Source organism: Pseudofrankia inefficax, assembly GCF_000166135.1.
GTDB lineage: Bacteria > Actinomycetota > Actinomycetes > Frankiales > Frankiaceae > Pseudofrankia > Pseudofrankia inefficax.
Window position 1 is genome coordinate 1084032 of the sequence record NC_014666.1, and the last position, 13238, is coordinate 1097269.

10 protein-coding genes are annotated in these 13238 nt (G+C 71.4%); 5 read left to right on the forward strand and 5 right to left on the reverse strand.

The genetic code is table 11. The annotated features are described in order from the left end of the window. Positions 1–1124: 1124 nt before the first annotated feature. A complete protein-coding gene (locus FRAEUI1C_RS39305) occupies positions 1125–1781 on the forward strand; it encodes a hypothetical protein (RefSeq protein ID WP_157734811.1) in 657 nt (218 codons plus the stop codon). A gap of 795 nt (positions 1782–2576) precedes the next feature. Next, a complete protein-coding gene (locus tag FRAEUI1C_RS40075; RefSeq protein ID WP_049806812.1) occupies positions 2577–3089 on the forward strand; it encodes a hypothetical protein in 513 nt (170 codons plus the stop codon). A 382-nt stretch (positions 3090–3471) separates the two neighbouring features. Here the strand turns inward: FRAEUI1C_RS40075 and FRAEUI1C_RS04315 are convergent, their stop codons facing one another. Continuing rightward, the gene (locus FRAEUI1C_RS04315) at positions 3472–5067 is read right to left on the reverse strand and encodes a toll/interleukin-1 receptor domain-containing protein (protein ID WP_013422059.1); all 1596 of its coding nucleotides are present in this window, start codon (positions 5065–5067) and stop codon (positions 3472–3474) included. A gap of 419 nt (positions 5068–5486) precedes the next feature. Here FRAEUI1C_RS04315 and FRAEUI1C_RS04320 point away from each other — a divergent pair, with 419 nt between their 5' ends. From FRAEUI1C_RS04320 to FRAEUI1C_RS04330, 3 genes are all read left to right on the forward strand, one after another. Then, the gene (locus FRAEUI1C_RS04320) at positions 5487–5822 is read left to right on the forward strand and encodes a trypco2 family protein (protein ID WP_013422060.1); all 336 of its coding nucleotides are present in this window, start codon (positions 5487–5489) and stop codon (positions 5820–5822) included. A gap of 3 nt (positions 5823–5825) precedes the next feature. After that, the gene (locus FRAEUI1C_RS04325) at positions 5826–9659 is read left to right on the forward strand and encodes a trypsin-like peptidase domain-containing protein (RefSeq protein ID WP_013422061.1); all 3834 of its coding nucleotides are present in this window, start codon (positions 5826–5828) and stop codon (positions 9657–9659) included. Between the two features lie 151 nt (positions 9660–9810). Next, entirely contained in the window at positions 9811–11007 is a 1197-nt protein-coding gene (locus FRAEUI1C_RS04330; protein ID WP_013422063.1) for an MFS transporter, read from the forward strand. Positions 11008–11102: 95 nt separating this feature from the next. Here FRAEUI1C_RS04330 and FRAEUI1C_RS04335 read toward each other — a convergent pair whose 3' ends face one another. The 4 genes from FRAEUI1C_RS04335 to FRAEUI1C_RS04350 form a co-directional block, all read right to left on the reverse strand. Further along, positions 11103–11762: a class I SAM-dependent methyltransferase gene (locus tag FRAEUI1C_RS04335; protein WP_041260125.1), complete on the reverse strand. Its 660-nt coding sequence runs from the start codon at positions 11760–11762 to the stop codon at positions 11103–11105. 120 nt (positions 11763–11882) lie between these two features. Beyond that, on the reverse strand, positions 11883–12308 hold the full coding sequence (locus FRAEUI1C_RS04340; protein WP_013422065.1) for an SRPBCC family protein: 426 nt from the start codon (positions 12306–12308) through the stop codon (positions 11883–11885). Further along, entirely contained in the window at positions 12301–12663 is a 363-nt protein-coding gene (locus FRAEUI1C_RS04345; RefSeq protein ID WP_013422066.1) for an ArsR/SmtB family transcription factor, read from the reverse strand. The genes FRAEUI1C_RS04340 and FRAEUI1C_RS04345 overlap by 8 nt, the downstream gene beginning before the upstream one ends. Further along, complete coding sequence (locus tag FRAEUI1C_RS04350) at positions 12660–13232, reverse strand: TIGR03086 family metal-binding protein (protein WP_013422067.1); 573 nt, start codon at positions 13230–13232, stop codon at positions 12660–12662. The genes FRAEUI1C_RS04345 and FRAEUI1C_RS04350 overlap by 4 nt, the downstream gene beginning before the upstream one ends. Between the last annotated feature and the right edge of the window lie 6 nt (positions 13233–13238).

Below are 13238 nucleotides of genomic sequence, written 5' to 3' on the forward strand. Positions count from 1 at the left end.
TCGGTCGTCTTTGCACATGAAGTCGTCGCCGCCGCCCAAGACGGTGTTCCACATCGCCTGCAGGACTTCGTTGTTCGCCAGCTCGGCCGCCTCCGGAGACGAGTTCCAGGCCCTGGCTCGGTCGGCGTCGCTGTGCGCTTGGCGACGTCGCCGTTCCTCCCTCCGGCAGACCCGCCCACCGCCGGGCTTTGGCCCTGGCGTTCTCACTCTGCGACTGCCGGCGGCGCCGCTCTGTTGATCGTGATCCGGGCCCGGTCGCAGCCGAGTGGCTGGAGTACCGGCGACTCCGACCTGTCTCCGCTGGATCGTGGCGCCGCCCTAAGGCTGGCGGGAGCCTCGGCGCTGCAACGCCAGGTCGGTGTTCCCCGCCCCCAACCCCAGTTGATCACCGGGGCGCCCGGCCGGACCAAAGGATCACGCCGCGTCGATATCGTGGCGACGTGGGTAACACGGGCGGTCTGGTGCCGCTATGCATCGGCTTGCGCGATCCGAAGACGGCCGTACCGGTCAGGTCGACGATCTCGCTGGGGAGTCCACCGCCGCCCCCGGCCCAGCCCGCGTCTCCCCTGTCTGACCGAAACTTCGATTGGCGGGCCCGCCATGTCGACCCAAGGTGGCTGGGCTGGGAGACGAGCGACTGCGCCGCCGCGCTCGCGCCGGGTATCCACAGCACGGCCGAGCTGAACCGCTTCTTCGAGGGCGCGAAGCGACGCGACGAGCCCGCGCTGGTCGTCGCGATGCTCGGACGCGGCGACGTCGACACCGTCCGCAACGGCCCACCCACTGACATGCTCCCGACCGTCAATCTCACTGATGTCGTCTCGGTCCGTGGCCGGCTCCTTGGCAACGGTGCACAGCCGCGCCTGGCGCCGGGCCTGGGACACGCAGATCATGATCTCGGGACGCGGCTGAAGGACGACCGTCGTGGCGCGAGGTGGTGGTCCCTCGCGCTCGGCTCCGGGCCCGCCCAGTGGGCACGCAGAGGGACCAGCCCGGCGCCACCCCCTCAAGGGGATCTTGTTCCGCTGCTCCTCGGTCCTCTGGACGAGACGGTTGTCGGTGTCTGGGTCGCCCCTGACGGGAGCCAGCGGTGGTACATCGTCCCGTACGGCACGGACTGGAACATGCTGCTTGACTGGCTCATCGGCCACGCGTTGCCTGAGTTCGTGATCGGCGCGCTGCACCGCGCGCGTTCGCCGCTGCACGTCCACCCCGCCCTGCAGACACCGGCGGAGCTGGCGGCACAGAAGGCGCTGGATCAGATGTCTGCCAGGCACGCCGCGGAGAAGACCAGCCGACAGGCGGCGCTCACGCAGGCGCGAACCGCGGCCGAAGGGATCCGCGGTGGACTGCTGGACGGGACGGGCGCGGAACTAGAGGCCGCCGTCGGCAAGGTACTCGCAGACGCCGGTTTCACCGTCGTCGACCTTGACCGCTACCTCGGCGGCACGCTGTCGGCCGACCTGCTGGTCACCCGCGGTCCGGAGCGCCGCCTCGTCGAGGTCAAGTCTACGAGCGGAGCCGCGCCACAATCGCTCGCGGGCAAGCTCACCACGCACCTCCAGAAGTGGCCAGCCCTGCGACCGAACGAGCCAGTCGGCGGCGGCGTCCTGATCGTCAATCACGAACACGGGAAGCTGCCGGCCCAGAGATCTCCCAAGGTTTACACCGATCAAGCGTTCGTAGGCACGCTGCGATTTCCCGTCCTCGCCGCCCGAGACCTGTTCGACTGGTGGCGCGCAGGGAACTGGACAGCGATCCAGCAGGCCGTGCTCGCCTAACGCCGCGGCCAGCGATCCGGCCCACAGAAGCCAAGAAAGTCCTCCCGATACGACGCCCCTCGTGCCTTCGACCGGCGAGGACGGCTGGAGCGAGATCAGCCCGGCTGCGCTGGGAGCCGGTGGATGCGCGGGAGGGCTCGCCCCTGGCCCGTGGTGACAGTGCTGCGGCGACCCGGGGGCCCGCCTGGGCCGCCCCGAGGTCGCTGGGGAGGTTCGGTCGATGAACGCCGTGGGGACCGCGCGAACGTCGGAGGCCGAGGTCGGGTCGCGCCGGCCGCATGCTGCACCGGCTGTCGCGCAGCGATCGACGCACGGGACTCAGCCGGGACCGGCCTCCGAGCAACCGGTACCCGCACCGGCAGGCGAGGGTAAGTCATCGCGCGGCACCTTGCGGGAGGCTCCGGCCTGCCCGCTACCTCCATCGGCCGAGGAAGGTCGTCATCTCGTAGTGAAGATCATGGCCGCCCTCCCGGTTGCCGTCTGCCCGTCCGGGCGGAACGGGCCCCACCGGTCCTGGCGAGCGCGCGATTCCGGAGACACGGTCGTGCGAGTGGCGCAATACTTTTCTGGTACGGGTGGCGAGCCGGTTTGGCCCGGGAGACGAGGCGAATGGCAGGCAAACGATCCTATCCGCCGGGTGTCGTTGCAGCTCTCACCTCACTGTGTCGCGGATCCTGTTACTGGCCTGATTGCGCCGAGCCAGTAGTCATATTCATCAAAGGGATGCCGGTCACCAATCTTCAGACCGCACACATCGCGGCATTGAGCCCTGGCGGACCGCGCTATGACGCTCGCATGAGCATCGAGGAACGAAACGCGTTCGGGAACCTGATTCTCCTGTGCACGCCGCATCACAAGGTCGTCGACAAGACCAGCCCGGATGAGTATCCGGTCCAACTGCTCAGGAGCTGGAAGGCGCAGCGAGAAGCGGCGGGCCAGACCGCCCTGGCCGGTCTGCGCCAGGTGACCGAGGCGCGCCTGGAGGAGATGATCCTCGACGTGCTCCATCAGCGGGACCGGGAGCTGAACGCGGCCATTGCCCGCTTCGAGGAGGTCGACTCCCAAGCGGCGGCGGTGCTTCGGGACCTGCTGCGGCAACTTGAAGAGGCAAACCTGGCGAGTTCCGCCTTGAACCAGGACTCCGTCACGACCCTCGACCGAGCGGCGAGGAAGTTGCAGTCTTCCGTCAACCTGGACGTGGTCACCATGCTTGACCGGGCGGCGAGAAAGCTTGAAAAGCTTCCCTCGGTCGTCGACCAACTGACCTCGGCGGCCTGGGACCTACAGAACAAACTGCCCGACAGGTAGACGGCCAGCCGTCTCGCGCCTGGGAGGGTTTCCTACGGTGCGAGGGCCCCAGTCCACGACCGCTGCATGTCATGCCGGAGCAGGATCGCCAGCCGATGCCTCCGACCGGACCCGACGACCAGCAACGCGCAGCCTGACCTCGTCCCCTTCCGCTGGTGAACGTGCCGGCTCGGCACGTCGCCCAGCCGGCACGGCGGCCGGCGTGGTTCAGGGAGCGGGCTCGCGGAGGCATGGTGGTAGGGGCCGATGCCGGCCATCGCGGCTGGTCCGCTGGGCCTCGGCGCGACGGTGGCGACGCGCATTTCGGCAGACCTGACGCATTTGTGGAGGTTTGGTTGAGGTGACCTGAGCTGACCGGCAACCTCCGTGAAGCAATGGCTGATCAGAGTCTCCATAGTCGGACCGTGCTGTCGGTGCTGGCGCTGGCCAGGATTCGTCCGTCCGGGGCGAAAGCCACGGACTGCACCCCGTCGGTGTGGCCGGTGAGAGGCTCACCGAGTGCCTGTGAGCGGGCCGGGTCGGTCACGTCCCATAGTCGGAGCGTGTTGTCGATACTGGCGCTGGCCAGGGTTCGTCCGTCCGGGGCGAAGGCCACGGACCGCACGTCATCGGTGTGGCCGGTGAGCGGCTGACCGAGTGCCTGTGGGCGGGCCGGGTCGGTCACGTCCCATAGCCACACCGCCCTGTCGCCGCCGGCAGTCGCCAAGGCGCGCCCGTCTGGGGAGAAGGCTACGGACGACACCCAGGCCTTCTCCTCGGTGAGACGCGCGCCGAGCCGCCGTCGGCGGGTCGGTTCGGTCACGAGAAGCGTGCCGAGCCGTTGAGGGCGGGCCGGGTCGCTCAGGTCCCACAGCTGGGTCTTGTTGTCGTCGCCGGTGGCCAGGGTCTTGCCGTCCGGGGAGAACGCCACAGCCAACATGGGGGCCTTGTCGCTGGTGAGGGGTTTGCCGAGCCGCCGTCGCCCGGCGACGTCCCACAGTCGAACCGTCTTGTCGTCGCTGGCGGTCGCCAGGATCTGTCCGTCGGGCGAGAACGCCACCGACCAGACCCAATCGGAATGCCCGGTGAGGGGCTGGCCGAGCGGTCCGGGGTCGGCTGGGTCGGTGAGGTCCCACAGTTGCACCGTCGTGTCGTCGCTGGTGGTGGCCAAGGTCTGACCGTCTGGGGAGAACGCCACTGACAACAGCCGAGCGTTTCCGTCGAGGGGTTGGCCGAGCGGCTCGGGGTCGGCTGGGTCGGTGACGTTCCACAGCCGGACCGTTGTGTCGGCGCTGGCGGTGGCCAGGAGCTGCCCGTCTGGGGAAAAAGCCAAGGACTGCACTCCGGCGGTGTGGCCGGTGAGCGGATCGCCAAGTGGCCGTGGGCCGGCAGGATCTGCGGGAGCCGGCCGCCGGGTGGCGCGTCTGCCCTTGCTGCTGGACCAGGTCGCGTTGAGGGCGCGGGTCACGGCCGGGCTTTGCGTGGTCGGGAAGTCCGGTCGCCTGGCCGGCGGAGCCTCGCGCGGGGGCGTCGGGAAGCTCGGCGCCACAGGGGGCTTGATACGGCCATCGATCGCGCCACGGACGTGCTCAAGAAGCCGTCGGCGGGCGTCCTCCGGCGTCAGGCCGAACAGGTCAATGGACACGATCGTGCGAAGCAGACCGGGGCGCGGGCAGTCCTCAATGCGGATCGGTAGCAACTTTCGAGCGAACCCTCCCGGGTCGGCTACCTGCGCCGAGCGCCACTCCTGGGCGCCGTAGACCGAACCGAGGTAGGCGTCCGACAACACGGCGATTGTCCGCCGGGCCAACCGGATGCCCTGGTCCATCCGCGCCGCCCAGTCGGAACCCGCGACGAAGTCCCACGCCTGGATCAGAACGCTGTGTCCGGCGTCCTCCAGTTGCCAGGCCAGCCATTCGGCCCATGCTCGGTCCTTGCCCGTGTACGAGACGAAGAAGTCCCACCCTTCCGGATCAACGGGACCCCCCGTGAGCGTCACACCTCAATCTTCGCACTTCCCACTGTTCGCCCGGGATCGTCCTGTCCGGCGGTGGTGGACGATTCGGCAGCCACGCTGGCCGTATCTGAGTGAGGGCGAAGGGGCCGGAACCACGTCAAGCGAGCAGCGCCCCCACGTTTCGGCGGCGGTCCCGGACGCTCAGCGCACCGCATCAAAAGCGGCGGGCCGACATCGACCCTGGTGGCGCTCCGGCCGGGCCGCCGACGGGAGCGCCAGGTACCAGAGCCCGTCTCGTTCGTCGCGCCGTGGGCGTGCTTCGGCCTCCGCGAGATCCGCCCTGCGATCGTGTGCCGGCAGCGGATGCGTGGGGTGGTGCGGTCGTATTCTCTGGGCCAACGGGGCCGGGTCTTGCCTGCGCTGTGTGAGATGCCCCGCCGTGCGACGTGGGGAGGCCACGGGTGGGTGAGCGGAACGCCGGGTCGGTGGACGGCTTGGGGTTGGCGGACGCGATCGGGGTGCTCCGTGACGAGCTGTTGAAGGCTCGCGCGGCGGGTGCCGGCGCGGATATTCAGCTGCCGGTGGAGTCGATGACGGTGGAGTTGACGGTTACGGCGACGAGGTCCGCGGACGGTAAGGCGGGTTTCAAGGTCCCGGTGGTCGACCTTGAGTTGGGTGGGGGTGCCAGCCGGGAGCGCGGGACGCAACAGACGGTGACGGTGGTGTTCGGGGCGCCGGTGGATCGTGCGGGTAACTCGGTGAAGGTCGCCGCGGCCGATGACGTGTTGAAGGGGTAGCCGATGGCGATCGTGCCGCTGGCTGTCCGGGTGGTGGAGGTGATCGCCGATCGTGGTGCGGAGATGAGTCCTCGGTACCGGTACGGGTCGGGCTGCGTGGTGGCGGGCGGGTGGGTGCTGACGGCGGCGCACGTCGTGGCGGCGGCGCTCGGTGTCGTCGTGCGCACTTCTGACAAGGTGGTGCGTGCGGCGGCGCTGGATCCGAGGTTTATCGGGGATGTGGACGGGCCGGGCCCGGACCTCGCGCTGGTGAGTGTCGTGGGGCTGGACCTGCCGCCGATGGGCCTGGCCAAGGTGGACCGGGACAGTCCGACGGGTGATCCGGTGGAGCGGTGTCACGCGATCGGGTATCCGGCGTTTATGGAGCGGGCCGGGCCGGACGGTGTCCCGGTCCGGGACACCGTCGACGCGTTCGGCCACATTCCCGCGCTGTCGCTGCTGGCGGGCGGTCTGTTGTCGTTGCAGGTGTCCAGCACTCCCCGGCCGTTGCCGCCGGAGCGGGTCGCGGTGGGCGAATCGGAGTGGTCGGGGATGTCCGGCGGCCCGGTCGTCGCCGAGGGCTTTCTGGTCGGAGTGGTCACCGAGCATGCGCCGCGGGCGGGTTCCTCGGCCCTCACCCTGACCCCCCTGACCGCGTTGCAGGCCGATTCTGACCATCCGGGGTGGAGTCGCGGGGTCACCGAACCGGCCGGGTGGTGGGCGCGGCTGGGAGTGTCCGGTCCAGGCGCGCTGCGCTGGTTGCCAATCGGGCCGGTCGGGTCGGCGCGGCCGGCGTATCAGGCGACCGTGCGAGAGATCCACCGGCGGACGTCGCCGCTGGTCGGCCGGCAACGGGAGCTGGCCGACATCGCCTCCTTCGCGGTCGGATCCGAGGGCTACCGGTGTCTGGTCGGTGGGGCGTGGGCGGGCAAGACGTCGCTGCTCGCCGAGGCGGTGGTCGCGGCGCTGCCCCCGCAGGTCGACGTGGTCAGCTACTTCCTGTCCCGGCGGGAAGCCGACGCGGACAGCGCCCGGTTCCTGGCCGCCGTGGTCCCTCAGCTGGCGTACCTGGTGGGTGACCAGGAGCCGCCCACGGCGGATCTGCACCAGTTGCGGGCGCTGTGGCAGCGGGCGGTGGACCGTGCTGCCGCGCAGGACCGTCACCTGCTGCTCGTCGTCGACGGCCTCGACGAGGACCTGCGACCGCCTGGGCTGCCCAGCGTCGCCGCGGTGCTGCCGGCTGGGGTGGGCGGACGTGCCCACGTGCTGGTCGCGAGTCGGCCTTATCCTGCTCTCCCGGGCGACGTGCCGGTCGGCCATCCGCTGCCTGCCGTACAGCCGGTGGAGGTGGAGCCGTTTGCCGGCGCGCAGGAACTGGCCGCGCTGGCACGCCAGGAGATCGACGAGCTGACTCGCGACGATGAGACTGGACTGGCGGCCGACGTGTTGGGGCTGCTCGCGGCGGCGGCCGGGCCGTTGGCCATCGAAGACCTGACCGCCCTGGCTGAGGTGGCGCCGCGCTCGGCCGCCCTGACCCGCAAGGTGCGAAGGCTGCTGTCCGACCGGGCGGCCCGCAGCGTGCAGCCGGTCGGGCCAACCGGCGCCCGGCGCTGGCAGTTCGCCCACGAATCCCTGCTCGCCCACGCCCGCACCCACGACGATCTGGCCGACCCCGACTTCCGCCGCCGCATTGACCGGTGGGCCGATGGCTGGCGGGACGCCGGCTGGCCTGCCCCGACCGATGGCGGGGACGGGACACCGCGCTACCTGCTGGACTCCTACGCGTGCACGTTAGCCCGGCAGCCGCAGCGGTTGTCGGGACTGGCCGGCGATGCCGGCTGGGTCGTGGCGGCCATCGAGACGGCGGGCGCGGACTGGGTCCTGGCCGACCTGCGCCGGGCCGCCGCGGCAGACCCGACCCATCCGGCGGTCGCGGCGACCCTGGCGACCGTCACCGGCCAGGCCCACCAGCTGCGGCTCTCCCCACTACTGCACCAGCCTGGCTATGTGGCACGGCAGCTGTGCCTGCAAGCCGCGGAACTCGCCGAGGACCGCCTCGCCGCCGACCTGCGCACCCGGCTACGCGCCCAACCCGGCCCCGGCCTGGTACCGCTCTGGACTACACGCCGAGCCAGCCCCGCTCTGGCCGCCGAACTCGGCCGCCACGACGGCCCGGTGCGGACGATGACGGCGTTGCCCGACGGGCGGGTCGCCACCGCAGTCACGGGTGGGCGGCTGCTGGCCTGGGACCCGGCAGCGCCGGACGCCGACCCGACCGAACTGGGCCGCAACGGCCGCAGCGCGTTTCCGGCAGCAGTGCGGGCGATGGCAGTGCTGCCCGACGGCCGGCTCGCCACCGCGGGCACGGGTGGGCGGCTGCTGGCCTGGGACCCGGCAGCGCCGGGCACCCCCCCGACCGAGCTAGGCCGCCACGACCATGTGTCGGCGATGGCAGTGCTGCCCGACGGCCGGCTCGCCACCAACGAGTACTACGGACGCCTGCTGCTATGGGACCCGACCCAGCCCGACGCCGCCCCTACCCAGCTAGGCCGCCACGGCAACGCGGTAGCCGCGCTGCCCGACGGCCGGCTCGTCACAAGCGGCAGCCTCGTCGACGGGCAGTTGCTGGTGTGGGACCCGGCCACGCCGGGAACTGGCCCGATCGAACTGGGCTACGGCACGCTGCAGGCGCCAGTCGTGCTGCTCGACGGCAGGGTGGCGGCGCCAGGCTTCGATGGACGGCCGCTGCTCTGGGACCCCGCGGCGCCTGGTGCCGACCCTACTGAATTGGGCGGGGTCAACAACGCGATCAAGGTAGCCGCGGCGCTGCCCGACGGCCGGCTCGCCACCGGCAGCCACGACGGACGGGTGCTGGTGTGGGACCCGACCCTGCCCGGCACCGACCCGACGGAACTTGGCCGCCACGACGACGAGGTGCTGGCGATGGCCGTGCTGCCCGACGGCCGGCTCGCTACCGGCGGCGGCGACGGGCGGGTGCTGCTGTGGGACCCGACCCTGCCCGACATCGGCCCCACCGAATTGGGCCGCCACGACCAATGGGTGTTGGCGGTGACCACACTGCTAGACGGTCGGCTCGCCAGCGGCGGAGCCGACGGCCGCATACTGAGGTGGGACCCGGCCAGGCCCAGCGCGGGCCCGACTGAACTGGGTCACGGCGTGGTGCAGGCGGCGGCCGTGCTGCCCGACGGCAGGCTCGCCACCGGCAATCTCAACGGGCCTATGCTGCTATGGGAACCGGCGGCGCCGGGCGCCGGCCCGACCGAACTGGGTCGCGACGACACCAGTGTGCTGGCCATGGCAGTGCTACCCGACGGCCGGCTCGCCACCGGCGGCGGCGACCCGCGGGTGCTGCTGTGGGACCCGGCGACACCGGGTATCGACCCGACCGAACTGGGCCGCCACGACGGCCCGGTGCCGGCGATGTACACATTGGCAACGGGTAACGGCCCCCCGATCGAAGTGGGCCGCGGCAATATCTCGGTTGAGGCGGTGGCCGTCCTGCCCGACGGCAGGATTGTCACAGGCGGCACCGATGGGCAGGTGCTGCTCTGGGACCTGACCCAGCCCGAAGCGGGACCGATCGAACTGGGCCGCCACGACGGCCCGGTGAGGGCGGTGGCCGTGCTGCCCGACGGCAGGATCGTCACAGGCGGCACCGACCGGCGAGTGCTGCTCTGGGACCCGACGGCACCGGGCACCGAGATGGCCCAGCTGAGTTGCTCGGTGACCACACTGGCGACGGGGCCGCTAGGCCAAGACCGGTCCAGTCTGCTTGTCGTCGCGCACCAGGGCAGCGGCATCTCGTTCTGGTCTGTCATCGGCGACCAGGAGATATGAGCCTTGATTTCGCGCCGGCGCTGGCATCGCGACCTGACGGCGTGCGACTGTTCGGCGCTCCGGAGTCGACCGAGGCTAGCCGACAGCTGATGGGGTGCGTCGCGGTGCGCGAGGTCTACGCCGAGGGCGTCTTCCGCGCGCCGCGTGACCGATGACCGGGTCAGCGGCGGCGCCCGCGGCGCCGGCCGGGCAGATGTGGCCGCTGTACGCGGCCGGGTTCACCACCGCGTTCGGCGCGCATGGCATCGCCGCGAGCCTCGGCGCGGCCTCCGGGCACGCTGTCACCTCGCTTCTGGTGCTCGGTGGGCTGCTGGCCCTGTATGACGGGGCTGAGGTGCTGCTCAAACCGGTGTTCGGTGGTCTCGCTGACCGCGTCGGTGCCCGGCCGGTGCTGCTCGGTGGGCTGACGGCCTTTGCTCTGGCGTCTGCGCTGTATGCGGTGGCGGACAGTCCGGGCTGGCTGTGGGCCGCGCGTCTTGGCCAGGGCGCCGCGGCGTCGGCTTTCTCCCCGTCGGCCTCAGCGCTGGTCGCCCGGCTGAATCCGGCGGCGAAACACGGGCGGGCGTTCGGCTCCTACGGGTTCTACAAGTCGATCGGTTACACCCTGGGCCCGCTGCTGGGCGGGGTGCTGGTCTGGGCCGGGGGTATGCGACTGCTGTTCACGGTGCTGGCCTTGCTTGGCGTCACGGTCGCGCTGTGGGCGGCGCTGGCCGTGCCGGTCGTGGCGCCGCTACCCAGGTCCCGCCAGACCGTGGCGGATCTGGCCCGGCGGTTGGCTGACACGGACTTCCTCGCCCCGACCGCCGCGCTGGCCGGCGCGACAGCGGCTCTTTCCGTCGGGGTCGGTTTCCTGCCGGTCTCAGGCCGGGTGGCCGGGCTGGGCGCGCCGGCGACCGGGGCGGCCGTCTCTGTCCTCGCCGCGTGCGCGGCCGTCGTTCAGCCATGGGCAGGACGTGCCCTCGATCAGCGGCGCCTGACGACTCGTTCTGGTCTGGCCGCGGGCCTGGCGGTCACCGCCGCGGGTCTGGCCGGCGCGATGCTGCCCAGCCTCGCCGGCGTGCTTATCGGCGCCGCGGTGATCGGCGTGGGGGTAGGTCTGATCACCCCGCTGGGCTTCGCGGCGCTCGCCGCGAGCACCCCTACCGAACGCCTGGGCCAGACCATGGGCGCCGCCGAGCTCGGCCGCGAACTCGGCGACGCGGGCGGCCCGCTGCTCGTCGCCACCGTCGCCTCGATCACCACACTTACCTACGGCTTCGCGGCGCTCGCGGCCCTCCTCGCCGCCGGTGCGGCTCTCGCGTTCGTGCGCCGCGCCAGTGCGCCGGGCGAGTCCGGCTGGGGTGACTGACCGCTCCCACCTGGCCCCTTGTAGCCGTCGTACGTGCCCTGCCGGTGTCCGTTCTGCGCGGTCGAGCTCCAGAAGCTCCGGGGGTGGCGTGGGCGCTATCGGGGCAGGGTCTGGGTGATGCGCCATAGCCGCCGGGGTAGGGCGCCTTCCTCGAAGGCGTGCACCTCGTTCAGCGTCCAGCCGGTGGCGAGGTCGTCGATCAGCTCGCGCGCGAAAAAGTGGACGGCGAAACCGCCGTGCTCCCAGATGTCGTCGCCGTGGCTGGTCCCGGCCCGGTAGTGGGCGTCGCCGGTATGGCGCACGGTGTAGACGAAGACGCCGCCCGGTCGCAGCACCCGGCGCACCTGCGCGACCACCGCGTGGATCTCCGCGGTGGCCAGGGCCATGCTCAGCAGCATGTGTGCGAACACCGCGTCCACGGATCCGTCCCTCAGTGGCAATGGCTCGCGGACGTCATGGGCGGCCGTGACGATCCGCTCCGCCGTGCCCTGATTACCAGCAGCCGAGCGCAACTGCTCCAGGCCCACCACACTGAAATCGGTAGCCACCACGGTGAAGCCCGCGCGGGCGAAATACAGCGCGTCGCGGCCGTGGCCGGCGCCCAGCTCCAGCACCCTACGGCCGTCGGCCGCGCGGAACGCTTTGGCCGCGTGGACGGCCGGCTGCGATGGTTCCTGACCGTACATGGCGGGGTTCTCGCCGTAGGTCCGCTGCCAGTGCTCGCGCTGGGCCTCGGCCAACTCCCGCTCCGCCACCGCGGACGCCCTTCTCACCACCCAGCCAACGCTGGGCACCTTGGAGGCCAGCTTAGAGAGTCCCGCCATGTGCCGTCGTCGCGCCGTTCCTTACGCGGTCCGGGGCGGGCGGGCCGTCTGTTACTGCCAGGGGTCGGGGCCTGGGTCGTGGCCGGTGGCGGCGTGTTGGAGGCGGTCCAGGAAGTGGTTCCAGCCGGTGGCGTGGGCGGAGGTCTGGGTGTCGGGCAGGTTGCGGTGTTCGAGGCGCAGGCGGGTGCCGGTGGGGGTGGCGTTGAGCGTGAACTCGACCTCGGTGGTGCCGGGTGGTAGGTCGGTGCTGCCGGCGACGCCCCAGGTCACGACGATGCGGTGGGGCGGTTCGACGATCCGGTAGTGCCCGCGGACGGCGACGCCGTTGATGTCGAGGTGGAAGGTGCCGCCGGGGGTGGGGTCGAGGGTGGCGTGCTGGCCCATCCAGCGGATCATGTGGGCGGGGTCGGTGAGGTGGCGGAACACATCCTCGACGGGGGCGTCGATATCGATCTCGGTCGCGTAGAGGTCAGCCATCGCGGCGCCCCCCTGGCTCGGAAGCGTCCGGCGCGGGCTCGGTTGGCTGCTGCTCGGCGGGGCGTTCGAGGGCGGTTTTGAGTTGGCCGAGGTGGTGGGTCCAGAAGTCGTCGAGGAAGTTCTGGACGGCGGCGAAGCCGTCGGGGCGGACGAGGAAGAGGTGACGTGTGCCCTCGCGGCGCTCGTCGACCAGGCCGGCTTCGTGCAGCACCTTCAGGTGTCGGGAGACGGCCTGGGAGGTGATGGCGAGGTGACCGGCGATCTCGCCGACGGACCGGGGTGTGGTCGAGACCAGCCGCAGGATGTCGCGCCGGTTCGGTTCGGCGAGCGCTTTGAGGGCCACGTCGGGGTTCACGGCTGGCGGCCGAGGAATCCCACGAGCCGGTCGGTGACCGGGGCGGTCGCGGCCACCGGGAGCGCCGGCCCGATCGCGGTGCCGCGGAAGTCGTCGGTGATGGCCTGGCCGGCGAACGCGAGAACGTGGCTGGCCAGATCCTCGTCGAGGACTGTCGGCTGGCCGGTGGCGGTGGCGAGGTCCCAGCCATGCACGAGGATGTCGAGCGTGGTCAGCCCGGCGAGCGCCGGGCCGGGCATGTCTCCCAGCGGCGTCGTGTGCAGGCGGGTGAGCGTGTCACCGACGCGGGCCGCGGCCAGCAGCGCGGCGGACGCGGTCGCATACGCCGTCGCCGGGTCGTCGCCGACCAGGTCGGTGCCGGGCAGGCCACCGGGCGGCATCGGGTGGCGCGGCGCACTGTCGGTGAACAGGGCCTCGCCGAGCCACAGCGTGCCGACAAGGTGGTTGAGCAGCGTCCGGACGTCCCACTGGGTGCACGGCGTGGTCGCATCCAGCTGGTCGGGGCGCACGGTCTTGATGATGCCAGCGGTCGAGGTGACCGCACCGTCGAGCGCGTCGAAGATCTCCATACCGCG

Excerpts from the sequence above, each read along its gene's own strand:
- FRAEUI1C_RS39305 (WP_157734811.1), top strand. The coding sequence starts at position 1,125 with ATGCTGCTTGACTGGCTCATCGGCCACGCGTTGCCTGAGTTCGTGATC.
- FRAEUI1C_RS40075 (WP_049806812.1), top strand. The coding sequence starts at position 2,577 with ATGAGCATCGAGGAACGAAACGCGTTCGGGAACCTGATTCTCCTGTGC.
- FRAEUI1C_RS04325 (WP_013422061.1), top strand. The coding sequence starts at position 5,826 with ATGGCGATCGTGCCGCTGGCTGTCCGGGTGGTGGAGGTGATCGCCGAT.
- FRAEUI1C_RS04330 (WP_013422063.1), top strand. The coding sequence starts at position 9,811 with ATGACCGGGTCAGCGGCGGCGCCCGCGGCGCCGGCCGGGCAGATGTGG.
- FRAEUI1C_RS04340 (WP_013422065.1), bottom strand. The coding sequence starts at position 12,308 with ATGGCTGACCTCTACGCGACCGAGATCGATATCGACGCCCCCGTCGAG.
- FRAEUI1C_RS04350 (WP_013422067.1), bottom strand. The coding sequence starts at position 13,232 with ATGGAGATCTTCGACGCGCTCGACGGTGCGGTCACCTCGACCGCTGGC.